Annotated in this window: 14 protein-coding genes; 7 read left to right on the forward strand and 7 right to left on the reverse strand. The window is 72.9% G+C overall.

Annotation, left to right across the window (positions count from 1 at the left end; all coding sequences use genetic code 11):
- The first annotated feature begins 663 nt into the window (after positions 1 to 663).
- Positions 664 to 2277: a GGDEF domain-containing protein gene (locus tag ACN26Y_RS19140; RefSeq protein ID WP_155331598.1), complete on the forward strand. Its 1614-nt coding sequence runs from the start codon at positions 664 to 666 to the stop codon at positions 2275 to 2277.
- A gap of 14 nt (positions 2278 to 2291) precedes the next feature.
- Here ACN26Y_RS19140 and ACN26Y_RS19145 read toward each other — a convergent pair whose 3' ends face one another.
- Positions 2292 to 3980 carry a glycoside hydrolase domain-containing protein gene (locus ACN26Y_RS19145; protein WP_422733178.1) on the reverse strand — a complete coding sequence of 563 codons (1689 nt, stop codon included), beginning with the start codon at positions 3978 to 3980 and terminating at the stop codon, positions 2292 to 2294.
- Positions 3981 to 4178: 198 nt separating this feature from the next.
- Here ACN26Y_RS19145 and ACN26Y_RS19150 point away from each other — a divergent pair, with 198 nt between their 5' ends.
- On the forward strand, positions 4179 to 5876 hold the full coding sequence (locus ACN26Y_RS19150; RefSeq protein WP_422733179.1) for an ABC transporter ATP-binding protein: 1698 nt from the start codon (positions 4179 to 4181) through the stop codon (positions 5874 to 5876).
- Positions 5873 to 7657, forward strand: a complete 1785-nt coding sequence (locus ACN26Y_RS19155; protein WP_422733180.1) for an ABC transporter ATP-binding protein — start codon at positions 5873 to 5875, stop codon at positions 7655 to 7657. Before ACN26Y_RS19150 ends, ACN26Y_RS19155 begins: the two co-directional genes overlap by 4 nt.
- A gap of 31 nt (positions 7658 to 7688) precedes the next feature.
- Here ACN26Y_RS19155 and ACN26Y_RS19160 read toward each other — a convergent pair whose 3' ends face one another.
- The 4 genes from ACN26Y_RS19160 to ACN26Y_RS19175 all read right to left on the reverse strand — a co-directional run bounded on the left by ACN26Y_RS19160 (position 7689) and on the right by ACN26Y_RS19175 (position 16391).
- The gene (locus ACN26Y_RS19160; protein WP_422733181.1) at positions 7689 to 13154 is read right to left on the reverse strand and encodes a carboxyl transferase domain-containing protein; all 5466 of its coding nucleotides are present in this window, start codon (positions 13152 to 13154) and stop codon (positions 7689 to 7691) included.
- A 200-nt stretch (positions 13155 to 13354) separates the two neighbouring features.
- Positions 13355 to 14269: an RNA polymerase sigma-70 factor gene (locus ACN26Y_RS19165; protein ID WP_155331602.1), complete on the reverse strand. Its 915-nt coding sequence runs from the start codon at positions 14267 to 14269 to the stop codon at positions 13355 to 13357.
- Positions 14266 to 15426 carry an NAD(P)/FAD-dependent oxidoreductase gene (locus ACN26Y_RS19170; RefSeq protein ID WP_422733182.1) on the reverse strand — a complete coding sequence of 387 codons (1161 nt, stop codon included), beginning with the start codon at positions 15424 to 15426 and terminating at the stop codon, positions 14266 to 14268. The genes ACN26Y_RS19165 and ACN26Y_RS19170 overlap by 4 nt, the downstream gene beginning before the upstream one ends.
- Positions 15427 to 15503: 77 nt before the next feature.
- Positions 15504 to 16391, reverse strand: coding sequence for an RNA polymerase sigma-70 factor (locus tag ACN26Y_RS19175; RefSeq protein ID WP_155331604.1), 888 nt, complete (start codon positions 16389 to 16391; stop codon positions 15504 to 15506).
- A gap of 275 nt (positions 16392 to 16666) precedes the next feature.
- Here ACN26Y_RS19175 and ACN26Y_RS19180 point away from each other — a divergent pair, with 275 nt between their 5' ends.
- Together ACN26Y_RS19180 and aceE are read left to right on the forward strand one after the other, a co-directional pair.
- Positions 16667 to 17635 carry an alpha/beta fold hydrolase gene (locus ACN26Y_RS19180; protein WP_155331605.1) on the forward strand — a complete coding sequence of 323 codons (969 nt, stop codon included), beginning with the start codon at positions 16667 to 16669 and terminating at the stop codon, positions 17633 to 17635.
- A gap of 127 nt (positions 17636 to 17762) precedes the next feature.
- On the forward strand, positions 17763 to 20447 hold the full coding sequence (aceE, locus tag ACN26Y_RS19185) for a pyruvate dehydrogenase (acetyl-transferring), homodimeric type (RefSeq protein WP_155331606.1): 2685 nt from the start codon (positions 17763 to 17765) through the stop codon (positions 20445 to 20447).
- Between the two features lie 197 nt (positions 20448 to 20644).
- Here aceE and ACN26Y_RS19190 read toward each other — a convergent pair whose 3' ends face one another.
- Together ACN26Y_RS19190 and ddaH are read right to left on the reverse strand one after the other, a co-directional pair.
- The gene (locus ACN26Y_RS19190; RefSeq protein WP_155331607.1) at positions 20645 to 21055 is read right to left on the reverse strand and encodes a VOC family protein; all 411 of its coding nucleotides are present in this window, start codon (positions 21053 to 21055) and stop codon (positions 20645 to 20647) included.
- Between the two features lie 148 nt (positions 21056 to 21203).
- Positions 21204 to 21974 (reverse strand): dimethylargininase, encoded by a 771-nt coding sequence (ddaH, locus tag ACN26Y_RS19195; protein ID WP_422733183.1) that lies wholly within the window; start codon positions 21972 to 21974, stop codon positions 21204 to 21206.
- 85 nt (positions 21975 to 22059) lie between these two features.
- Between ddaH and ACN26Y_RS19200 the strand changes: the two genes are divergently transcribed.
- A complete protein-coding gene (locus ACN26Y_RS19200) occupies positions 22060 to 22830 on the forward strand; it encodes an SDR family oxidoreductase (RefSeq protein WP_230688643.1) in 771 nt (256 codons plus the stop codon).
- The gene (locus tag ACN26Y_RS19205) at positions 22827 to 24014 is read left to right on the forward strand and encodes a low temperature requirement protein A (protein ID WP_155331610.1); all 1188 of its coding nucleotides are present in this window, start codon (positions 22827 to 22829) and stop codon (positions 24012 to 24014) included. The genes ACN26Y_RS19200 and ACN26Y_RS19205 overlap by 4 nt, the downstream gene beginning before the upstream one ends.
- The last annotated feature ends 12 nt before the right edge of the window (positions 24015 to 24026 follow it).

Raw genomic sequence — 24026 nt, forward strand, 5'->3', positions numbered from 1 at the left:
ACGTCGGTGTTCAGGTTGTAGTCGTCGCCGGCGGCGAAGGCGGCGGGGTCGGGCTCGCGGCCCACCGAGCCGGCGTCGGTCAGCCGCAGGCCGAGCCGGGGTGTGACCAGCCGATCGGCGTCGGCGGCGGGGAGCGCCTCGGTGCCGGAGCGGATCCGGTCGGCGAGCCGGTACAGTCCGGCCGCGGTGCCACCGACGTCGCTGCCCTCGACGGCCAACTCGGTCCCGCGGACGCTGAGCCGGTACGACTCCGGCGCCCTGGTCAGGGTGGCGAGCACGCCCGCTCGCAGCGTGGTCACGGCGGAGAGGTCCGGGGCTGGGGCGGTCCGGCTGCCGGTGGCCGGCCGGGAGGTGGCCGGCGCGCCGGCGGCGGGCCGCGGGGTGGTCGCGGCCGTGGCAGGTGACGTCGGCGCGGCCGTGTCGACGACCGGACGCGGCAGGCCGCGGGAGGCGAGCGCGTCGGCGACGGCGGGGCAACGCGAGCCACGCTCGCATCGTAGTGGTGCCGGCGGCCCACGGACCTGATCGAATGTCCCGGTGACGGCCGCCGAGGCAGCGGCTCGCGGGCTGCTCGCCGGTGCGAGGGACGGCTGCGGCTCCTCGAATCGGATCGATTACCGTAACATCGGGCTGTTTCTTCCCTGGCGGTGCGGAGGCGACCGCATGGACGACATGACCCTCCGGGCGCTGTGCCTCCTCGAGGAGGCACAGGCCGGCGGCGCGGCGCAGGTGCTGGCGGCTGCCGAGTCGGCGCTCCGCGAAGCCACCGGAGAGATCTGCGACGGTCCGGCGGCGATGCACTTCGCCCGCGTCGTGGCGTTGACCCGGTTGGGGGACCTGCCGGCCGCCGTCGCCGCCGCCGACCTGATGCTGGCCGCCGCCGACCGCGAGCACAGCGTCGGGTGGCGTTCCTGCGCGCTGTCGCTGCGCGCCAACCGGCGGCTGCGCCTCGGCGACCAGGACATCGCCGAGTACGACATCGAGGCGGTGCTACGGGACCTCGTCAGCGCGGAGACCGCCCTGCTCGCCGGCGAACCGGACCCGGTGATCGCCGGCAACGCGCACACCGGGATCGCGATCGGGTACGCGCAGCTGCGCCTCTACGAGCTGGCCGAACCCCAGTTCCAGGCGGCCTACGAGGCGACCCGCCGGGTGTCGTACCCGGACAACGGCAACCGCGCGATGTGGCTGTGCAACCTGGCGGAGCTCAACCTGATGTGGGCACTGGAGCTGTACCAGGTCGGTCAGGTCGCCGAGGCCGAGCAGCACACCACCGCCGCCGAGCAGTACGCGGTGCGGGCGGCGGCGGAGGCCAGCGGGCCCAAGGCGGAGGTGTGGCGGCTCTCGGCGTTGCTGTACGCGGCGTGCGCCCGCGCCGACCGCCAGGACCCGGCCGGCGCGGCGGCCGACATTCCCCGGTACATGGCGCTGCTACGGACCCACGGCCTGCAGGAGCAGCAGCAGGAACTGCTGCTGTGCCGGCCCTTCCACGCCGTCGCGCTCAGCCGCTCGGGGCGCCCGGACGAGGCCCTGCGCGTCATCGAGACCGCCGTCGCCGCCCTGTCGCCCGACACCGACTGGCTGGTCACGGCGGCGCTGCACCGGACACACGCGGTGCTGCTCGCGGCCAACGGGTCGCGCGACGCCGCACCGGGGCTCACCTACGGAGACGCGCTCGCGGAGCTGCTGTGGCGCCAGCGGCACCGCTGGCTGCACACGGCGGTCACCATGCACTCGTACGACGTCCTGCGGTGGCAGCACGAGCAGGCCGAGCGGGCGGCGCAGACCGACCCACTGACCGGGGTGGCGAACCGCCGTGGTCTCGACAACTTCCTGCGGAACCTGCCCGCCGGCGCCGCAGCCGGCGACTGCGTCGCGGTGCTGACCGTGGACATCGACCGGTTCAAGCACATCAACGACTCGCTGGGGCACGCCACCGGCGACGACGTGCTGCGGGCCGTCGCGCAGGTGCTCACGGCCAGCGTCCGCAAGGGGGATTTCGTGGCCCGGCTGGGCGGGGACGAGTTCGTCGCCATCCTTCCGGGCGCCGACTCCGCGGCCGCCGCGCACGTCGCCCGGCGGACCGTCGACGCGGTAGCCGGCATGACGACCTGCCGGACACGGGTCAGCGTCGGGGTCGCCAGCGGTCCCGCGTACGTGGTCGCCGAGACCCTCGCACACGCCGACCGCGCGATGTACGCCGCGAAGCGCGCGGGCGGCAACCGGGCGAGTGCCGTGCCGGCGCAACGGGCGCGGGATGCCGCGGCAAACGGATGAACCGGTGGGCACCGTCAGACGCGGGTGATGCGGACGGCGTCGGCGATGACGTAGCCGGTGCCGCTGGTCCACCGGCTCACCCCCACCGTGTTGCGGTCGCCCGCGGAGAGGGTGAACACGCCGAGCGACACCCACCGGCCGCCGTTGAGGCGCTGGTTCACCCGTACCGTCTGGCTGCCGTTCGCGGTGGCCACGACGTACGGGGTCGAGTCGTTGTAGCCCGGGTCGGCCGGGTACCAGACCGACACCTGGTAGGAGCCCGTCTCCGGTAGGGCCGCCCGGAACCAGGCGACGTCGCTGGTGGGGGTCGGGGTGGCGAACCGGTAGTCGGCGCCGTGCCGCTGGCCGGAGTACGTCGACGTGCCCCAGTTCGCGCTCGCCGTGAACCGCCCCGTGGTGGTGTTGTCGATCGTGCTGTCGAACCCGTCCGGCGGTGGCGGGGTGCCGGTCGAGACGTCGAGGTAGTCCCGGTCGATGTAGATCCGTACGCCGCCCCAGGTCTCGTAGCTGTCACCGGTGTACTGGTGGATGCGCTGCCGGGCGGCGTAGTGGGCGTCCGGGCAGTAGTCGCCGGCGTCGGTGTCGGCCACCCCGTTCCACCAGGCGAAGAAGAGGTGGTCGACGCGGGTGTAGCGGCTGTCGTGGTAGGCGTCGCACAGGTCCCGGACCCCGGAGGATCCGCTGGAGTACATGCCCGAGAGGTAGCCGAGCGCGTGGAGCCGGTCGGTCCAGCCGGACAGGTACGACAGCACGGCCGCCTTGCACGACTCACTCGACGGGTAGTGCTCGATGTCGTTGTAGATCACGCTCCCGGCGGGGATGCCCAGCGCCTGGGCCGCGCTCACCGCGGCGGTCGCCCGGGTCGCACCCTCGGACCGGGCCGTGGCCGGGTCGTACGACATCTTCGGCGTACGGGTGCCGCACGGCGCCTGGCGGTCGAGTTCGATGGGAATGAGGTGCCAGCCGTTGCCGGTCTGGTTGGTCACCCAGCTCGCGGTCAGGTTGGCCTGGGTGCAGGAGCGGCTGGAGCCGCTGATGTAGATGCCGATCGCCCGGTAGGGCGAGGCGTTCCGCCAGGCATCCATCGTGGACTGCGACGGGGCGGTGCACGTGTCGAAGCCCTTGCCGGTGTAGGTGCCCGGCTGCGGGCCGGACGCCGCCGACGGCGTCGCCGTGGCGGGTCCCGCGTCGGTGCGAACCGGGCCCGTCGGCGCCGGCCTGGCGTCCGGGCCCAGCCGGGCGGCGGCGAGGACCCGGCGGACCACCGGCTCGGTGTCCGGCGTGTGCAGGGCGGTGACGAGCACGCCCGCGTCGCGCACGGCGATCTGGATCGTTCCGTCGCGGGACACCGGGTTGCCCGCGGTCGCCGTTCCGCTGTTCGTGATCGCGGTGTCCGCGGTGAGCCGGTCCGCGGTGACCGAGTCGATGGGCTCGATGATCAGTCCTGCCGTTCGCCCGGCGAGCCGGGTGGGGCACCAGGGCTCGTCGCCCGGATGGCCGAGGTAGACGGTGGGCCGGTCGAACCGGACGCACGCGTGCGGGTCGGTGGACAGGTCGACGACCTGCCAACCGGCGGGCACCGTCAGGCGGTAGCCGCGGTAGCTGACGGCCCGTTCGTCCGACGGGGCCGCCGAGGTCGGTGTGGCCGAGGCGGCCAGACCGGCCACGGCCATGAGGCTGGCCATGATCCTTCGCATCCTCATCGACGCCCCCTCGGTAGGAAATTTCATACCCGATCAAACCCTTGGCAGATTCCTACCACCTGGGCGTCGTTCGCGCTAGAGACGGCTGTCGATGCATTCGCGAGCGGGGCATCCGCCGGCGACCGTGATCGGTAATCTGGGCGGGTGCCCCCACAGCTCCCTCACCCCGAGCCTGGCGTGCCGGACACGAGGGGGCCGATGTGGTACATCTGGTGGCTCGTCCGCTGCCAGCCGTGGCGGGTGCTGCGCGGAGGCCTGATCGGCACGGCCTGGATGCTCGGGTTGGCGGTCCGGCCGTACCTCGTCGCCCGCGCCATCGACGACGGGTTGCGCGCCTCCGACCACCGGGCACTGCTGTCGTGGGTGGCCGCGATCGTCGTGGCGGGAGTGGGCCTGGCGTACCTGGGCATCATGCGGCACCGCACGATGACGTTCGTCCGGGAGGACGCGTCGGCCCGCTCCGCCGCCGTCCTGCTGCGACACCTGTCCCGGATCGGCGCGGTGCTGCCACGCAGGCTCGCCGCCGGGGACGTGGCCACCGTCGGCGGCGCCGACATCACGCACACGTCGGCGGTGCTGACGATGACCGGGCCCGGCGTGGGCGCGGTCCTCGCGTACGCGTTCGTCGCCGTCCTGCTGTGGTCGGTGTCCCCGCTCCTCGCGCTGTTCGTGCTGCTCGGAGTGCCCGCGATGGTGGTGGTCGTGGGGCCGCTGCTGCGCCGCCTCGAACGGGTCGAGTCGGTCTACCGGCACCAGCAGGGCCTCCTCACCACCCGCGCCGGCGACATCGTCGCCGGGCTGCGCGTCCTCGCCGGCGTCGGTGGGCGCGGCTTGTTCGCCGGCCGGTACGCGGCCCGGTCCCGGCAACTGCTGGCCGAGGGGTACCGGGTCGGCGCCGTGAACAGCTGGATCGAGGCGCTGACGATCGTCATCCCGGGTCTCTTCCTGGCCGCCGTGGTCTGGCTGGCGGCGCGGATGGCCGCCGACGGCGACATCACGATCGGGCAGATGATCGCCGTCTACGGGTACGTGGCGGTCCTCATCGTGCCGGTCTGGTTCCTGCTGGAGGGCGGCTACCAGCTGATCCGCGGCCGGGTCGCCGCCCGGCGGATCGTCGCCCTGCTCAACCTGACTCCGGACGACGCCGCGCCGCCGTCGCGGGCGATCGGAACGACCGTCCCGCCCCCGCCGGACGGCCACGCCGACCTGCACGATCCCGCCACCGGGTTGACGGCACCCGCCGGGCGGCTGCTCGCCGTCGCCGCCGACGACCCGGCCGAGGCCGTGGCGCTGGCCGACCGCCTCGGGCGGTTCGTCGCCAGCGACGTGACCTGGGGCGGCGTACCGCTGGCCAGGATCGCGCTCGACGACGTGCGCGCCGGGATCCTCGTCGCCGACCACGACTCCTACGTCTTCGCCGGGACGCTGCGGGAGATACTGCGCACCCGGGCGGGCATCGGCGACGCCGACATCGGAGCTGCCCTGCGGACGGCGTCGGCCGAGGACGTGGTCGACGCCCTGCCGGACGGGCTCGCCACGCCGATCGGCACCCGTGCCCGCAGCCTCTCCGGCGGCCAGCGACAACGCGTACGCCTGGCCCGGGCCCTGCTCGCCGAACCGGACGTGCTGATCCTGGTCGACCCGACGTCGGCCGTGGACGCGCACACCGAGGCGCGCATCGCCCAGCGGCTCCAGGCGGCGCGGGCCGGGCGGACAACGATCGTGCTGGCCACGTCACCGCTGCTGCTCGGGTGCGCCGACACGGTCGCGTACCTGCGCGAGGGCCGGATCGTGGCCGCCGGCACCCACGTCGAGCTGCTCGACCGGGACCCGGGGTACCGGGCGCTGGTGTCCCGGGACAGCGCGTCCGCCGACGTCGACGGGGCAGTGCGGTGAGCGGCCTCCCCGTCGCGGACCGGGCCGTCGTCCGGCGGGCCGCGCTGGACCTCATCGCCCGCGACCGCCGCGCCGTCGCCGTCGTGCTGCTGCTGCACGGTGCCGCCGCGATCGCGGGGCTCGCCGCACCGTGGCTGCTGGGCACGATCGTGGACGAGGTCGCCGCGGGCGCCGGCGCCGCCGCCGTGGACCGCCTCGCGTTGGCGATCGGCATCTGCGTGCTGGCCCAGGGGCTGCTCACCCGGTACGCCCAGTACGCCGGCCACCGCTTCGGCGAACGTGCCGTGGCCCGGCTGCGTGAGGAGTTCGTCTCGCGGACGCTCGACCTGCCCGTCTCGCTCGTCGAGCGCGCCGGCACCGGCGACCTCGCCACCCGCAGCTCGGTCGACGTGACGACCGTCGGGACCACCGTCCGTGACGTGGTGCCGGTCATCGTCATCGCCTCGGCGCAACTGTCGCTCCTCTTCGGCGCGATCTTCCTGCTGCACCCGCTGCTCGGCCTGGTCGCCCTGGCCGGGCTGCCGTCGATCGTCGCGGTGACCCGCTGGTATCTGCGTCGCGCCAGGCCGGCGTACCTCGCCGAGGGGGCCGCGACCGCCGAGCTGACCGAGGCGCTGACCACGACCGCGGAGGGCGCCCGCACCGTCGAGGCGCTCCGTCTCGGCGGCGACCGCGTCGGGTACGGCACGCGGCGCATCGGCCGCGTGTGGGCAACCCGCCGGGCGACCCTGGCCCTGCGGTCCGTCTTCTTCCCGGTGGTGGAGGCGAGCTACCCGCTGCCGATCGCCGCGGTCCTGCTGGTCGGCGGCTTCTTCCTGCCCAGAGGCACAGTGACGCTCGGTGAGGTGGTCGCCGCCGCGCTCTATCTCCAGCAGGCGATCGACCCCCTGGACCGGCTGCTGCAGTGGATGGAGCAGGCGCAACGCGGCCTCGCCTCGTTCGCTCGCGTGCTCGGTGTCGGCCCGGAGAAGGCGCCGGGGAACCCGTCCCGCTCCGGCACGGTCGCCCCGGCCGCGGTCGGCGTACCGGAACCACGGGGCGCCGCGTCCGAGCCCGCCGGACAGCGGCTCGTGGTGCGCGGCGCGAGATTCTCGTACGCCGACGGCCATGACGTGCTGCACGGGATCGACCTCGACGTACGCCCTGGCGAACGGCTCGCCGTCGTCGGCCCCTCAGGCGCCGGGAAGTCCACCCTCGCCCGGTTGCTCGCCGGCATCGACGCGCCGCGCGAGGGTGTGGTGCGACTGGGCGACCGCCCGGTCACCGACCTGGACCCGGCCGAGCGGCGCCGCCGGATCGCCCTCGTCACGCAGGAGCACCACGTCTTCATCGGCTCGCTGCGCGACAACCTCGCCTTCGCCGCGCCGGGCGCGGCCGACGGGCAGATGCGCTCCGCGCTGGTGGCCGTCGGCGCCGACTGGTACGCCGACCTGCCCGACGGCCTCGACACGCACGTCGGCGACGGTGGCCGCGAACTCGGTGCCGCCGAGGCGCAACAGCTCGCGCTGGCCAGGCTCGTCCTCGCCGACCCGGACATCCTGGTCCTCGACGAGGCGACCGCCGCGCTCGATCCGACAACCGCCCGGCGTACCGAGCGGGCGCTCGCCACCGTCGTGACCGGCCGTACCGTCATCGCCGTCGCGCACCGCCTCAACACCGCGCACGACGCCGACCGGGTGGCGGTGCTGGAGGACGGCCGGATCACCGAACTCGGCAGCCACGACGAGCTCATCCGTGCCGGTGGCGCCTACGCCGCGCTGTGGCGCTCCTGGCACGGATGAGCAGACACCGGCACGGATGAGCAGACACCGGTCACCGCAGAGGTGACTCGATGGCCTCGATGATGCGGGGCCGGAGTTCGGCGGCGCGGACGACGGCGTCGACGGAGCCGACCTCGACAGCGCGCTGGATGTCGTGCACCCGGTCGAACTCCGTGGCCACCTCGCCGAGCTTCTCCGCGCGGACCGACGAGCGGAGTTCGTCGAGTTCCGCGGTCAGCGCGGCGCGGTCGGCGCCGGAGGCGGCCGCGGCGCGGGCCTCCAGGTCCCGCACGCGCGGATCGGTCGCCGTGCGGGCGTCGACGTCGCGGGAGAACACCACCGCGGCGGCGGGAGCGCCGCCGAGCACCGAGGCGAACGAGCCTTCCAGCGCCAACACCGTCATGTTGGGGTTCAGCGCCTTCGAGAACACCACGAACGCGCCGCCGTGGTAGCGCGAGATCACGCAGAACACGATGGGCCCGCGGAAGTTCACGATGGCGCGGCCGATCTCGGCGCCGTACTCCAGTTGCAGCTTCCGCATCGATTCGGGTGACCCGTCGAAGCCGGACAGGTTCGCCAGCACCACCAGCGGCCGGTTGCCGCTGGCCGCGTTGATCGCCCGCGCGGCCTTCTTCGACGACCTCGGGAACAGCGTGCCCGCGGTGTAGGTGTCGGGGCCGTCGGTGGGCGGGAAGCCGCGCCGCGGCACCGACCGGGACTCGATGCCCAGCAGGCACACCGGGATGCCGCCGAGGTGCGCGTCCTGCACCACCGCGGTCTCCGCGTCGGCCATGCCGGCCCAGCGTTCCAGCACCGGGTGGTCCTGGTCGGAGAGTGCCCGCATCACGGTCCGGATGTCGAACGGCTTCTTCCGGTCCGGATTGGCCGCGGTGGAGAAGATCTCGCCGACGGTCGTGAAGTCGCTGCCGGCCACGTCGTGCGGAAAGTCGGAGATGTCGCGGTCGACGGGGTCGACGGTGGTCGCTCGCCGCGGCGCGTCCTCGCCGGGCGCGACGTACGTGTGGTCGTAGTGCGCCATCAGCACGTCCCGCGCGGCGGGCAGGTCCGGTGCCCAGTACTGCGCCTGGCCGTTCGGCCCCATCACCCGGTCGTAGCCGCCGATGCCGAAGTTGTCCTCGGCGGACACGCCGCCGGAGAAGTCGAGCGACTGCTTGCCGGTGAGCACCATCGCCGAGTCCGGGGTCATCACCAGGACACCCTTGGTGTGCATGAGCATCGTCGCCTCGGCGTTCCAGTACGGCTGCGCGCCGACGTTGATGCCCGCGACCACGATGTTGATCTCGCCACCGTCCTGGGTGAACTCGACGATCCGCTTCAGCGCCGCCGCCACCCAGTCCATGTTCTCCGTGCCGGACGTCATGGAGATCCGGGCGCCGGCGGACAGCGCGTACCACTCCAGCGGCACCCGCATCCGCTCCGCCAGGTCCAGTGCGGCGATCACCCGGCGGCACTCCGGCTCCGACAACGCGCCGAGCGACTTCGTCGGGTCACCGAGCAGGACGACCCGGGTGACCCCCTGCGGGTGCCGCCGCGTCGGCGTGGTGGCCACGCCGGCGACGATCGCCGCGCTGTTGCGCCCCTTGGGCCGGTCGACCGGCACCAGCGCGTGGTCGTCGTCGAGGTCGTGCTCGACGAAGTCGCCGAGCAGGCGGGTCAGCTCGTACGGGTACACCGTGTTGCGGGCGCTCGCCCGCAGCACCTTCAGCCGGTAGTCGTCGAGGGGCTCGACCGGCTCGATCGGCGGCTCGCCGATGGCCAGCTCGGCGCCGCCGGTGACGTCGAAGGAGATCCGTACGCCGATCTTGGTCAGCTCGCCGGTCTTCGGGTCGCGCTGCCGCGCGATGAACAGGATCTCCTCCAGCCCGGCGCCCGCGGTCGTCGGGCGCACCCGCCCGGCGATCATCTCCATCTCCTCGCGGGTGAGCTCGCTCGGCGGCCAGACGTAGATCACGACCCGGTTGGTGTTGAAGCGGGTCTTCGACGGTCGCCGCGACCGGGCGCGGCGGATCGAGTCGAGGCACGCCGCGACGGCGTCCTCGGTCGTCGGCAGCGCGACCAGTCGCCCGTCGTGCTCGCGCAGTTCAGTCAGGTCGCGCACCTGCGCGAACGCGACGAGGCGTTCGTCGGACGGGTTCTCCCGCGCCACGCACTGGAAGAGGTAGACCTCCTCGTCCGACGACGGCAGCCGGGTGAGGTCGAACTTGTGCAGCCGCTCCAGCTGCATCCGCTGCGCGATGTACGGGTGCAGGCCGCGGATCAGCCGTTCCTCGCTCATCCCCGCGCCGGTGGGGCGGAACGTGAAGTGGTGGTGCATCACCGCTCCACCTCGGCCCGCGACGGTGGTGGTGACCCGGCGTACCTGGCGCGGCAGCGGGTGCGCGGCGATGACCTCGAGCAGCGCGGCCGCCATCGCGTCGAAGTCCTCCGGCTGGTTCTCCCAGGCGAGGTAGATGTCGGCGTCGATGGAATCCTCGCCGCCGGCCAGTTCGGCGAGCCCGCGCAGCGCGCCGGCGAGCGCGTCGAAACCCACCGCGGCGGAGACCACGGTCGAGTCGGTACGCTCGGCGACCACGAACGTGCAGCCGGCGGTCGTGCGGGCGCGGACGCTGGTGAGCGCCTTGTTGCCGTAGTAGCGCCGGGTCAGCACCTCCAGCATGACCGTGTTGTCGAGGTGGTCGCGGATCAGCCGCTGGCCGAGCAGCCGCACCAACGGCTCGGTGCTGCGGACCATCTCCGCGATGCGCTCGGCGCGGTCCGGGGCGTCCGGGTCTGCGTCCAGGTGACGCAGGTGCCCGCGGACCTGGGCGTAGACGCGGGCGCGGTTGCGGCGCAGCAGCGGCTGGGCGAACCAGGCGAACACCACGCCGCGGGCGAGGTCGGCGACCACGGGGAAGCGGACCTGCGTCGCGGCGACCAGCCGCTCCAACGCGAGGCCGGCGGGCTCACGCAGCGTCTCGTCCGGCGGCGGCTCCCGCAGCCACGCGCGCAGCAGCGTCGCGATGACCGTGGCGTCGGCGGACGCGCGTTGCTGGGCGAGGAAGATCCGGAACACGGCGGCTTCCAGCTCGGGGCAGCGCTCGAGGTCGGTGACCTCGTAGTGCCCGAGCGCCTTGGCGAGCCTGGCCTGGAACGCGCTCGGCAACCCGGCCCGCTCGACGTCGAGGCTCTGCAGGTAGGTGTGGAAGTACTCGCGGGCGCTGTGGACCTGGCTCCCGACACCGCCGTCCTCGCCCGTGGGCCGGTTGCGGCTCAGCTCGGCGAGGTCGGCGAAGACGTCGACCAGGTCGAGCTCCTCGGCCAGCGGCCGGTGGCCGTCCTCGGCGGCCGCCCGCCGGGCGGCGAGGTAGTCGTCGAGCACCCGACGGTCGTCGTGCGGGTCGACGTCGAAGCCGAGCAGCAGGCCGCGCAGATCCTCCTGGCCGCGCCGGGCGCGCATGCGCGCCGGTACGTCCTCGGGCGCGGCGGGCAGGTCCAGCTCGACCGACCCGGCGGGCCCGGCGGCCACGGCCTCGGCGCCCTCGTCGGCGAGCGGCTCCAGCCGCAGCAGCGGCGCGCCGGCCTCCACCTGGCTGCCCACGGAGACGGCGCACTCCTTCAGCCGCGCCCGGAACGGCGCCCGCAGCACCGTCTCCATCTTCATCGCTTCCAGCACCAGCACCGGCGCGCCCGCCTCGACCTCGGCGCCGATTGCCAGTGGCGTGGCGACGACCAGGGCCGGCATGGGAGAGCGGACGACGCCGCCCTCGTCGCGGCCGACCCGGTGCGTCACGCCGTTCACCTCGACCAGGTGGATCGGCCCGTGCGTCCCGGTGAGCAGGCGGTACGTGACGCCGTTGACGGCGATCTGCCCGGTGTGCCGGTCGAAGCGGTCGAGCGTGACGTCGGCGGTGCGGACGTCGCCGCCCGCCTCGAGGCCGACGCGGAACCGGTGCGCGCCGACGCGTGCCACGCGCAGGCGGTACCCGACGCCACGCAGCTTGAGGTCCAGCGGCCGGCCGCTCTGGTGCTGCACCTGCGGGCGACCGCCGGACGCCGTCGACAGCAGCCGCTGCCGCTCGACGCGTTCCTCCTCCTCGTACGCCTCGACGGCGGCGGCCGCCAGTGCGACGGCGGAGTGCCGGTGGGTGGCGAGCCCGCCCTGCCCGCGGACGCGGTCGATCCAGCCGGTGTCCGCGCTGGCGTCGATCACCTCGGGCTGGTCGAGCAGGTCGAGCACGAAGCTCTTGTTCGTCGCGCCACCCTCGATGATCACGGTGGTGTTCTGCATCGCCCGGCGCAGCCTGCCGAGCGCCTCGTCGCGGTCGCGACCGTAGGCGATGATCTTCGCGATCATCGAGTCGAAGTCGGCGGGGATGGTGTCACCCTCGCTGACACCCGTGTCCACGCGGATGCCCGGCCCGGCGGGCAGGTCCAGCCGCGCGATACGGCCGGGGGAGGGCGCGAAGTCGCGGTCGGGGTCCTCGGCGTTGAGCCGGGCCTCGATGGCGTGCCCGCGCTCCACCGGCGGCTCGCCGTCGAGCCGGCCGCCCGCGGCGACGTGCAGCTGCGCCTTGACCAGGTCGAACCCGGTGGTCAGCTCGGTGATCGGGTGCTCGACCTGGAGGCGGGTGTTGACCTCGAGGAACGCGAACAGCCGGTCACCGGGGTGGTAGAGGAACTCGACGGTCGCGGCGCCCCGGTATCCGACCGCGACGGCGAGCCGCTCGGCCGACGCCTTGAGCTCGGCCGCCTGCGCCGGGCTGAGCACCGGCGACGCCGACTCCTCGATGACCTTCTGGTTGCGCCGCTGCACCGAGCAGTCCCGGACCCCGAGCGCCCAGGCGGTGCCCTGGCCGTCGGCGATCACCTGGACCTCGACGTGCCGGGCGCCGGTGACCAGGCGTTCCAGGAACACGACGCCGCTGCCGAACGCCCGCGCCGCCTCCTGGCTGGTGCGCTCGTACGCGTCGGCGAGCTCGGCCTCGTTGGTGATCACGCGGATGCCGCGCCCGCCGCCGCCCGCGGTCGCCTTCAGCATCAGCGGGTAGCCGATCTCGGCCGCCGCGGCGCGGGCGGCGTCCAGGGTCTCGACCGCTCCCCGGCTCCACGGCGCGACCGGTACGCCGACCTCCTCGGCGATCAGCTTCGCGCCGATCTTGTCGCCGAGCTTGCGCATGGCCTCCGGGCTCGGCCCGACGAAGGTCACCCCGACCTTCTCGCACAGCTCCGCGAACGCCGGGTCCTCGGCGACGAAGCCCCAACCGACCCACGCGGCGTCGGCGCCGGTCTCGACCAGCGCGCGCTCCAGCGTCTTCAGGTCCAGGTACGGGCGCGCGGACGCGGGACCGAGGTCGTAGGCGATGTCCGCCTCCCGCACGAAGGTGGCGGTACGGTCGACGTCGGTGTGGAGGGCGACGGTCTCGATCCGGGACCCGGTCTCCGCGGCCAGCTCCCGGACCGCGTGGATGAGCCGCATCGCGGCCTCACCACGGTTGACGATGGCGACACGGCTGAACACCCGTCCGACCCCTCCGGTAGACCCACAGGTACGCGCCGCGACCCCCCGGGCCTCCGGCAGTGATCACCCTTCCGCCTGCCGGCCGGCAGCGCCATGTCGTAACCGCCGAACCCTTCGCGGTGCCGTTTGTAGGAACCCCACAAGAGTTTTTGGCTATGCCGTCCCCGGCCGCGCCGCCTCCGTCGGGTCCGCGGACCTGGTCAGGGGCCGGTTTCGAGGCGGTGGACGGTCCGGGCGGCGACGGCGTGGAGCTTGTCGGGGTTGGCCACGTTGTGGATGCCCGCGATGTGGCCGTCCTCGTCGAGGTCGAGGGTCAGCGTGGCGATGACGCGGCCACCGCCGCTGAACACGATGCCCGGCCGGCCGTTCAGCTCGACCAGCTCGACGACCATGTCGGCGGGCTCCACGCCCTGGTAGGGGCGGGTCGCGATACCCGCGAACCAGGCGGCGACCCGGTCCGCGCCGGTGACCGGGTGCATGGCCTGGCGGACCTTGCCGCCACCGTCGGTCCACAGCGTCACGTCCGGCGCGAGCATCTGCATCAGCATGTTGATGTCGCCGCCGGTGGCGGCGGCGAGGAAGCGCTCGGTGACCTGCGTCTGCCGCGCGCGGTCGGCCGGGAAGCGGGGCCGCCGGGCCTGCACGTGCCTGCGGGCGCGGTGCCCGGCCTGGCGTACGGCGTCCTCCGAGCGCTCGACGGCCTCGGCGATCTCGGCGTAGCTGAAGCCGAAGGCCTCCGTCAGCACGAACACCGCGCGCTCCAGCGGGGTCAGCGTCTCCAGCACCACGAGCAGGGCCATCGACAGCGCGTCCGTGGCGGCCACGTCGTCGGCGGTGTCGGTGCTGGTCAGGATCGGCTCGGGAAGCCACGGGCCGACGTACGTCTCCCGCCGGGCCCGGGCCGACCGCAACCGGTCGAGTGCCAGGTTCGACACGATCCGCACCAGATACGCCTTGGGGTCGGCCACCTGCGACCGGTCGGCCGCCGACCACCTCAACCAGGCGTCCTGGACCGCGTCCTCGGCATCGGCCGCGGTGCCGAGGACGCGGTAGGCCACGGAGAACAGCAGGTTCCGATGGTCGTCGAACACCTGCCCGCGCGGGTCGGACGTCATCGCGTGTACCGGCCGCCGCGACGCCACGCGAACGAGCCCGCCGACGGGAACGTCTTCAGCCGGGCGAACGACGGCCACGGCGACGAGCTCACCGTCTCCTTGTACCAGACCGCCGCGCGGCCGGTCAGGCAGAGCCTCCCGGGGCTGTCGTCGGGACGGGTGAACTGGACGACCGCGTCGCGCCGGCCCAGGCTGACCGGGGCGTGGAGATAGCCGAACCGGAACCGTCCCGGCCGCCGGCCGGTCAGCTCCCGCGCGATCGACAGCGCGGCGTGCACGCCGGTCGGCATGCCGCTCTGGCAGGTGCCGTGCATGGTCCCGTAGCGCTGCCGGATGGCGGCCGCGTCACCGATCGCGTACACCTGCGGATGCGACACCGACCGCAGCGCGTGGTCGGTGACGATCCGGCCCCGCTCGTCGACCCGCAGACCCGCCGCGGCCGCCAACGGCGACACCCGCACCCCGCTGGTCCACAGCACCACGTCGGCCGGGACGCTGTCCCCACCGGCGAGATCCACCGCCTCGGGCCGCACCTTGGCGATCTCGACGCCGCTCAGGACGCGTACGCCGAGCCGCGCGAGCGCGCCTCGCACGTACGCCTTCGCCTTCGGTCCCATCGTCGACCCCGGCTCCTGCCGGCCGACGAGCATCACGTCCAGGTCGGGGTACCGTTCGGCGATCTCGGCCGCCGCCTCGACGCCGGTCAGCCCGCCGCCGCACACGGCCAGGGTTCCGGTGCCCAGGTCGGCCAGCCGCCGCGCCAGGAGTTCGGCGTCGTACGCGCTGTTCAAGGTGTACGCATGGTCGTCCACACCGGGCACGGCGGCGGTGTCGGCGACCGCGCCGAGCGCGTAGACCAGTCGGTCGTACTCCAGCGACCGCCCGTCGTCGATGCGGACGGTACGCGCGTCGGCGTCCACGCCGGTGACCCAGCCGCGCACGAACTCCACCCCGGTGCCGTCCAGCAGGTGCCGGATGCGCAGGTCGGCCAACTGCTGCCCGGAGGCGGTCTGGTGCAACCGCAGGCGCTCGGTGAACCGATCGTCCGCGTTGACGACGGTGATGTGCACGTCGTCGCGGCGGGCGGTGCGAGCGGCCAGGCTGACGGTCGCGGCCATGCCCGCGTACCCCGCGCCGAGAATCACGATCCTGTTCATGTCCCTGCTCCTTCTCGCGGTGATGACAACCACGAGACGAGGGGGCTAACGCCGGCCGTGAAGCGGGGTGATGTGGATCACAAGACGGCGTGCGGGCCGAACCGGGCGAGTTTGGCCGGGTTGAGGATGATCAACACCCGGGCGATCCCCTCGGGCGACGCATCGATCGCGCAGAGCGCGACGGCGGACCCCGCCCGGCGGACGAGGACGGCTTCCTGGCCGTTGGACTCGACGACGTCCAGCGAGACGCCCGCGCCGTACTTTCGCACGAGACCGACGAGGTAGCGGGCGACGTTGGCGCTGCCGGTGACCGGCACCCGTGCCGCGCTGACGAGGCCACCGCTGTCGGCGTAGGAGACGACGTCGTTCACGAGCAGTTTCTCCAGCCGGCCGAGATCGCCGGAGCGGGCGGCGCCGAGGAAGGCGTGGAGCAGCCGGCCGTGATCGGCGGGGGCGACCGGCATGTGCCGTTCCTCCGCGAGGTGCGTACGCGCCCGGCGCCCGAGTTGCCGGGCGTTCGCCTCGGTGATGTCGAGGACCTCGGCGATCTGCCGGAAGGAGTAGTCGAAGGCCTCGCGTAGCACGTACACGGCGCGCTCGGTCGGGGTCAGTCGCTGCAGCAGGAGGAGCAACGCGAGGCCGACGGCTTCGCCCTGCTCCGCTCGGTCCGCCGGGTCGAGCGACGTCTGGACGGGCTCGGGAAGCCACGGGCCGACGTAGGACTCCCGCCGGGCACGCGCCGATGTGGCCGCGTTCAGGGCGAGCCTGGTCGTCGTGGTGACGAGGAAGGCTGTCGCGTCCCGCACCGCGCTCCGGTCCGCGTGCTGCCACCGCAGCCAGGTGTCCTGGACGGTGTCCTCGGCGTCCTGGACGGTGCCGAGCATCCGGTATGCGATGCCGAACAGGCGGGGCCGGACGGCGTCGAAGGCCCGCACCGCATCCGTCAAGACCTCGCCGTGGGGCATGACGTCCCTTTCCTCCCACAAGTCACGGGCTGTCGGTAGTGTCGGATTCTTGTCGTCCACCTGATTCCAGCGTGCCGGTTGCCGCCTCAGCGACCGGCATACCCGTTCCGTGATTCGAATCGCCATCTGGGCGTCGGGCCGGGCTGTCACGGATCCCAGGGTCACCTGGTCCTTGATGGTGAACAGGGCGGGGCAGCTCGCCGACGAAGCCGAAAGGCGCAGGACGAAGCACCGATCCGGTACCGATTCGCCGAGTGTGGTGAGAAGGAGACGTCGTGAGTTCATCTTTCAGCCGGTTCCCCCTCGCGGAGGGCCCCGGCTCGGTTTCGCAGGCGCCGCAGCTTCCGGCCGGGTTCACCGACACGTTCACCAGCCGGTACGTGGAGGCCGGTGGGATTCGCCAGCATGTGGTGGTCGGTGGTGAGGGTCCGCCGTTGCTGCTGGTGCACGGGTGGCCGGAGAACTGGTACGCGTGGCGTCTGGTGATGCCGGCCCTGGCGCGGGACTTCACGGTCATCGTGCCGGACCAGCGGGGCATCGGGCTGACCGACAAGCCTCGGGACGGCTACGACAGCGCGACGCTGGCCAACGACCTGGCGGCGTTGATGGACGCGTTGGGTCACGAGCGGTTCGCCGTGGTCGGCCACGACACCGGCTACATCATCGGGTACGCCCTGGCCGCGGACTATCCGCACCGGGTCGAGCGGGTGGCCCTCGCCGAGATCCCGGGGCCGCCCGGGGTGGCGCCGGCGCCGCCGCTGTTCGTGCCGGCGGCGGTCAACAACCGGGTGTGGCACATCCCGTTCAACCGGGTCGACGACGAGTTGACCGAGAAGCTGGTCCGGGGCCGGGAGGACATCTTCTACGGCTACGAGTTCGCGATCCAGGGTGGCGAGCCGCTGCCGGAGCACGTCGTGAAGTACTACGTCGGCGTGTACTCGGATCCGGAGGTGCTGCGGGGCAGCTTCGGGCTGTACCGGGCGTGGGACGCCACCCTGGCGCAGAACGAGCAGCGCAAGACCCTGCCGCTGACGATGCCGGTGCTCGGCATCGGCGGCGAGAAGAGCTGGGGTGACCACGCCGGCCACGCGATGGAGGCCGCCGCGAACGACGTGCGGACCGTGGTCATCCCCGGTGCCGGGCACTGGCTCGCCGAGCAGGCCCCGGACGAGATGCTGGCCACGCTGACCACGTTCCTGGCCCCGTACCGGGACGCGCACGCGTCCGGCGCTCCCAGGTCCTAGTACTCCCACGTCCCGTCGCCGGGAGCTGCCGGCCGGAGTATCCCCGGCCGGCAGCTCCCCCAGTCCCATCGTGTCGACCTCCCGCCCTGCCGGCGGGAGGTCCGGAACCGTCGGAAGGTGACCCGCAATGACCGACATCGGACGTAACCAGCCGAGCGCCCTCGATCAGATCCCGGACCGCGACCCCGAGGAGACCGCCGAGTGGGCGGCCTCGCTCGACGCCGTCACCGCGGCGGCCGGGCCGAACCGCGCCTCGTACCTGGTGCGCCGCACTGTCGAACACGCCGAGCGCTCCGGCCTCGTGCTGCCCAAGCTGCTGGAGACCGAGTACCTCAACACCATCCCGACCGCCGCCGAGCCGGAGTTCCCCGGCGACGAGGAGATGGAGCGGCGCATCACCGCCTGGAACCGCTGGAACGCCGCCGCGATGGTGAGCCGCGGCAGCCGCCGGGGCCTGGGCGGCCACATCGCCACCTTCGCCTCCGCCGCCTGGCTCTACGAGATCGGCTTCCAGCACTTCTTCCGGGGTAAGGAGGCCGACGGCTCCGGCGACCAGCTCTACATCCAGGGCCATGCCGCGCCCGGCATCTACGCCCGCGCCTTCCTGGACGGGCGGCTCACCGAGGGCCACCTCGACCGGTTCCGGCAGGAGGCGGGCGGCGACGGCCTCCCCTCCTACCCGCACCCGCGCCGGCTCCCGTGGCTGTGGGAGTTCCCGACCGTGTCGATGGGCCTGGGTCCGCTGTCGGCGGTCTACCAGGCACGGTTCAACCGCTATCTGCAGCACCGTGGCATCAAGGACACCTCCGCCTCGCGGGTGTGGGCGTTCCTCGGCGACGGCGAGATGGACGAGCCCGAGTCGACCGCCGCACTCGCCCTCGCCGGTCGCGAAGGCCTGGACAACCTCACCTTCGTCGTCAACGCCAACCTCCAGCGGCTCGACGGGCCGGTACGCGCCAACTCCAAGATCGTCCAGGAGCTGGAGGCCCAGTTCCGCGCGGCGGGCTGGAACGTGGTCAAGTCGCTGTGGGGCACCGCCTGGGACGACCTGTTCGCGCTCGACACCACGGGCGCGCTCGTACGCCGGCTGCGCGAGGTCCCCGACGGGCAGTTCCAGACGTACGCCGCCCGGGACGTCGCCTACATCCGGGACCACTTCTTCGGCGCCGACCCGGCGCTCGTCGAGATGGCGAAGGTGCTCACCGACGCCAAGATCGCCGAGTGCTTCCACTCCTCGCGGGCGGGCCACGAGCCACGCAAGGTGTACGCCGCCTACCGGGCCGCGGTCGAGCACCGGGGCGCGCCGACCGTGATCCTCGCGCAGACGGTCAAGGGTTGGACGCTCGGCTCCGGCTTCGAGTCACGCAACGCCAACCACCAGATGAAGAAGCTGACCGGTGACGAGTTCCGCGCGCTGCGCGACCGCCTCGAACTCCCCATTCCCGACCACCGGCTCGACGACGAGGTGATGCCGTACGCCCACCCGGGCGCCGACTCGCCGGAGGTCCGCTATCTCCACGAGCGTCGGGCCACGCTGGGCGGACCGGCCCCGGCCCGCCGGGTCCACCCGGTGGCGCTGCCCCGGCCGCCCGCCAAGCCCTTCGAAACCCTGGCCAAGGGATCCGGCAACCAGGAGATCGCGACGACCATGGCCTTCGTCCGCCTGGTCAAGGACCTGATGCGGGATCCGGAGACCGGCCGGCGCTGGGTGCCGATCGTCCCGGACGAGGCGCGTACCTTCGGCATGGAGTCGCTCTTCCCGACGGCCGGGATCTACTCGCCGCGCGGCCAGACCTACGACCCGGTCGACCGCGACACGCTCCTGTACTACAAGGAAGCCACGAACGGGCAGATCCTCAACGAGGGCATCACCGAGGCCGGTTCGATGGCCGACTTCACCGCCGCCGCCACGTCGTACGCGACCCACGGCGAGCCGATGATCCCCTTCTACATCTTCTACGCCATGTTCGGCTGGCAGCGGACCGCCGACCAGATGTGGGCGCTCGCCGACCAGCTCGGACGTGGCTTCCTCATCGGTGCCACCGCCGGCCGGACGACCATGACCGGCGAGGGCCTGCAACACGCGGACGGCCACTCCCACCTGATCGCCTCCACCAACCCGGCGGCGATCGCCTACGACCCGGCGTTCGCCTACGAGATCGCCGTGATCGTCCGCGACGGTCTACGCCGGATGTACGGGCCGGAGGCGGAGGACATCTTCTACTACCTCACCGTCTACAACGAGGCGAAGATCCAGCCGCCCATGCCGCCGGGCCCGGCCGTCGAGGAGGGCATCCTCAAGGGCATCTACCGGTTCCGGGAGGCGGACACGCGGCAGGTGGCGGCGGACGCCCCGCGTCTGCAACTGCTCGCCTCCGGCACCGCCATCCACTGGGCCCTGGAGGCCCAGCGGCTGCTCGCCGCCGACTGGAACGTGGCGGCCGACCTGTGGTCCGTCACCTCCTGGAGCGAACTGCGCCGCGACGCCCTGGACTGTGACGCGGCGCTGCTCAAGGGCGAGGACCGGATCCCCTACGTCACCCGGGCGCTGGACGGCGCACCTGGACCGGTGCTCGCCGTCAGCGACTGGATGCGGGCCGTCCCGGACCAGATCAGCCAGTGGGTGCCGCAGGACTGGCATTCGATCGGCACCGACGGCTTCGGCCTCTCCGACACCCGCGAGGCCGTCCGTCGTCACTTCGGGGTCGACCCGCAGTCGGTCGTGGTCGCGGCCCTCGCGGCCCTGGCCCGGCGCGGCGAGGTCAAGCCCGAGACCGTTCAGGAGGCGCGCGAGCGTTACGGAATCGGCTGAGACAGAGCCCGTCCTCCACGGGACGGGCTCCGTCGGTCATCGTTCGGGTCCACCCGGCTGCCGTCTCCGGACCGGCGGCCGGGCCGAGCGGCTGGCGGTGACACAGCAGAGGGCGGTTGCCGCGCGAGGTCGCCGAGGCGCTGCGCCTCGGCGCGTGCGCGCCCCCACGAGGGGTGACACATGAGAGACCTCCTGGCTCAGCGAAGCTCCTGGATGCGCACCAGGTTGCCGGCGGGATCGCGGAAGGCGCAGTCGCGGATTCCGTACGGCTGCTCGGTCGGCTCCTGGACCACCTCGGCGTCGGCGGCCTGCACCTTGTCGAACGTCTCGTCGAGGTTCCGGGTGGCGAGCAGGATCCAGCCGTAGGTGCCCTTGGCCATCATCCGGGCGATGGTGCGGCGCTCGTCCTCGGTGACGCCGGGGTCGGCGGCCGGCGGCGCCAGCAGGATGGACGTGTCGGGCTGACCGGCGGGGCCGACCGTGATCCAGCGCATATTGCCCTGCCCGACGTCGCTGCGGACCTCGAAGCCGAGGGCGTCGCGGTAGAAGGCCAACGACGCCTCCGGGTCGTCATGCGGGAGAAAGCTCGTGTGAATGGTGATGTCCATGACGATCATGCTAGGCGCGGCTCCCGGGCCAGGGCTTCTCTCTTCCTGATCGATCCGGCCTCGGCCGGGCGCCGCTCCAGCCCGGCCAGCCCCACCGCGGCGCGCTCCCGCACCACTGCGTTGCTCGCGTCGACGAGGTGGACGGAGGTCAGGCCCGGGGGATCAGCACGCTCAGGCAGGTGACGCAGCCTTCGAGCTTCTCGTACTCGCTGATGTCGACGACGACCGGCGTGAAGCCGAGGTCCGCCACGAGCGCCGCGGTGCGCGGCGCCGACGCGGCGAGCAGCACGAGGTCGTCACCGAGCGGTACGACGTGGCAGCCGGCCTCCTCCTGCACCGCGCGCAGCGGGTGGCGGAGCCCGGTTGTGTCGAACAGGTCGGGCAGCGCGAGCAGGGTGCCGTCGGGCAGTGCGGTCACCGCCGACTTGAGGTGCAGCACGTCGCGCAGCGGAACCGGGAGCACCGTACGCCCGCGGGTCGCCAGGTGCGCACCCAGCTGGGCGATGCCCTCGCCGTTGGTGCGGCCCCCTTCGCCCACGTACACGGTGCTGCCGACCTGCAGCACGTCGCCGCCGTCCAGCGTCCCGGGAGCCGCGACGCGCACGACCTCCAGCCCGGCCTCGCGTACCGCCTTCTCGCTGCCGGCGGTCTCCGGGCGGCGCTGCGGCGCTCCCGGCCGGGTGATCACCGCGAGGTCGTCGCAGACCACGACGGTGTCCTCGACGAACACCGAGTCGGGGCAGTGGTCGGCGGGGGAGACCTCGCGCACCTGCCAGCCGGCGTCGGCGAGCGCGGCCCGGTACGCGTCGTGCTGACGCCGGGCTCGCTCGACCTCCACGTCCGTGCGCTCGATGTGGGTGACCAGCCCTTCGGCCAGCCGGGCGCTGGGTCGCCGGACCAGGGCGGTGCCTCGCGTCATGCCCCGAGTCTGCCGTGCGCCCGTCGGTGAGCTCAAGCGACGAAGCGGGCACCGACATCCAGGGCCTCTCGATCCCTGGATACGCGTGACCTGGCTGCCCGCCGACGCCGGTGTGACGGTGGGTTCCGGCGCCGAGGGGGTACTTCCGGTCCGCAACCCGGACAAAGGTGCCGCGGCGGCCGAGACGGTACGGGCGGCGGCGCCCGGGAGCACCGTCTCCGTCCGGAACCTCGACCTCGCCTCACTCGCCTCGATCCGGGCGTTCACCGACGGGATGCGCGACGAGGGTCGCCCCGTCCACATCCTGATCAACAATGCCGGGGTGATGGCCCCGCCGACCCGGCACGTCACCCGGGACGGCATGGAACTGCAGTTCGGGACGAACCACATCGGCCACGTGGCGCTGACCGCCGGCCTGCTGCCGCTGCTGCGGGCCGGGCAGGCGCGGGTCACCACGATGTCGAGCAGCGCGGCCCGCTACGCCAAGATCGACTGGACGGACCTGCAGGGCGAGCGGAAGTACTCGGCGGTCCGGGCGTACAACCTCTCGAAGCTGGCCACCCTGCACTTCGGCCTCGAACTGGACCGCCGCAGCCGGGCCGCCGGCTGGGGCATCAGCAGCAACGTCGCCCACCCGGGCACCACGATGACCAACCTGTACGCCGCCGGCCCGAACCTGGGGCGTTCCCGCCCGTCCCCGCACGAAGCGGTCCTGCGGCGCCTGCTCCGCTGGGGCGTCCTCGTCCAGACCGTCGACGCCTCGCCGGTCGTTCCTCCGGTTTGCGGTGGTAGCTCTGACAAGCGTGGTATTACTGCTTCTGCCCGGGCGGAACCGGCAGGACAGGCGAGCGCATGACGACCAGCAGGGCGGACGGGCTGTTGCGGCGGCCCGGGGCGTCGCAGGCGACATTCCTGGAGCTGTTCTTCGACCTGGCTTTCGTCTTCGCGCTCGCGCAGCTCTCGTACGCGCTGGTCCAGCACCTCACGTGGAGCGGTGCCTTCCAGGCGTCGGTGTTGCTGCTGGCCGTGTGGTGGGTCTGGTTCACCACGGCGTGGATCACCGAGTTGTTCGACCCGCACCGCCCCGCGATCCAGATGCTGACCATCGCGATGATGGTCGGCGCCCTGATCATGGCGGTCGCGCTACCGGACGCGTTCGGTGCGCAGGGCCTGGTCTTCGCAGGTGTGTACGTCGCCATCCACATCGGTCGCGACCTTTTCCTGGTGGTCGCTCTGCGGGGTCACGACCTTCGACGCAGCACGATCCGGGGACTGTTCTGGTTCGGCCTGTCCGCGCTGCCGTGGCTCGCCGGGGCGCTCGTGCACGGTCCGGCGCGCGGTGCGTTGTGGACCCTGGCGGTGGCCCTGGACTACACCGCGTACGTGTTGCGGCACCCCACGCCCCGGATCGGCCGCACGCCCGCCGCTCAGCTGCCGAGCGCCGCCGAGCATCTGGCCGAGCGGTACCGGCAGTTCTACATCATCGCGCTGGGTGAGTTGATCCTGTTGGCCGGGCTGACGATGCGCGGCACCGCCTTCACCGGCCACCGGACCGTGGCCTTCCTCGTGTCGATCACCACTGCCGTGCTGCTGTGGCGGATCTACATCTTCCGCGCCGGGGAGTTGCTGTCCGCGGCCATCGCCGCGGCCCCCGACCCGGCCCGGCGCGCGCGATTCGCTTTCCACACCCACCTGGCCATGGTGGCCGGCGTCGTGGTCACGTCCGTAGGCGCCGAACTCGTCATCGCGCACCCACTCGGGCACAGTCGGCCGGCCTGGGCCGCCGTCGTGCTCGGCGGTCCCGCGCTGTTCCTCGCCGGGCGGGCCACCTTCGAGTACGTGGTCTTCGCCCGCGTCTCCCGGAGCCGGCTGACCGGGCTGCTCGCGTTGGCCGCCCTGGCACCCGCGATGCCGCACGTGCCGCCGCTGCTGTCCGGTGTCGCCGCGACCGCCGTACTCGCCGGCGTCGCCGCCGCCGACGCGGCCCGTGCCCGACGGCACCCACCGGAGCCCCTGTCGCTGCGCGGCGCACGGCCGTAACGGCGGCGGCCC

Source organism: Micromonospora sp. WMMD558 (assembly GCF_049315255.1).
Lineage (GTDB): Bacteria > Actinomycetota > Actinomycetes > Mycobacteriales > Micromonosporaceae > Micromonospora.

Bases quoted from the DNA above. Each gene is read 5' to 3' on its own strand.
- ACN26Y_RS19140 (WP_155331598.1), top strand. From the start codon at position 664: ATGGACGACATGACCCTCCGGGCGCTGTGCCTCCTCGAGGAGGCACAG.
- ACN26Y_RS19145 (WP_422733178.1), bottom strand. From the start codon at position 3,980: ATGAGGATGCGAAGGATCATGGCCAGCCTCATGGCCGTGGCCGGTCTG.
- ACN26Y_RS19150 (WP_422733179.1), top strand. From the start codon at position 4,179: ATGTGGTACATCTGGTGGCTCGTCCGCTGCCAGCCGTGGCGGGTGCTG.
- ACN26Y_RS19165 (WP_155331602.1), bottom strand. From the start codon at position 14,269: ATGACGTCCGACCCGCGCGGGCAGGTGTTCGACGACCATCGGAACCTG.
- ACN26Y_RS19170 (WP_422733182.1), bottom strand. From the start codon at position 15,426: ATGAACAGGATCGTGATTCTCGGCGCGGGGTACGCGGGCATGGCCGCG.
- ACN26Y_RS19175 (WP_155331604.1), bottom strand. From the start codon at position 16,391: ATGCCCCACGGCGAGGTCTTGACGGATGCGGTGCGGGCCTTCGACGCC.
- aceE (WP_155331606.1), top strand. From the start codon at position 17,763: ATGACCGACATCGGACGTAACCAGCCGAGCGCCCTCGATCAGATCCCG.
- ACN26Y_RS19190 (WP_155331607.1), bottom strand. From the start codon at position 21,055: ATGGACATCACCATTCACACGAGCTTTCTCCCGCATGACGACCCGGAG.
- ddaH (WP_422733183.1), bottom strand. From the start codon at position 21,974: ATGACGCGAGGCACCGCCCTGGTCCGGCGACCCAGCGCCCGGCTGGCC.
- ACN26Y_RS19205 (WP_155331610.1), top strand. From the start codon at position 22,827: ATGACGACCAGCAGGGCGGACGGGCTGTTGCGGCGGCCCGGGGCGTCG.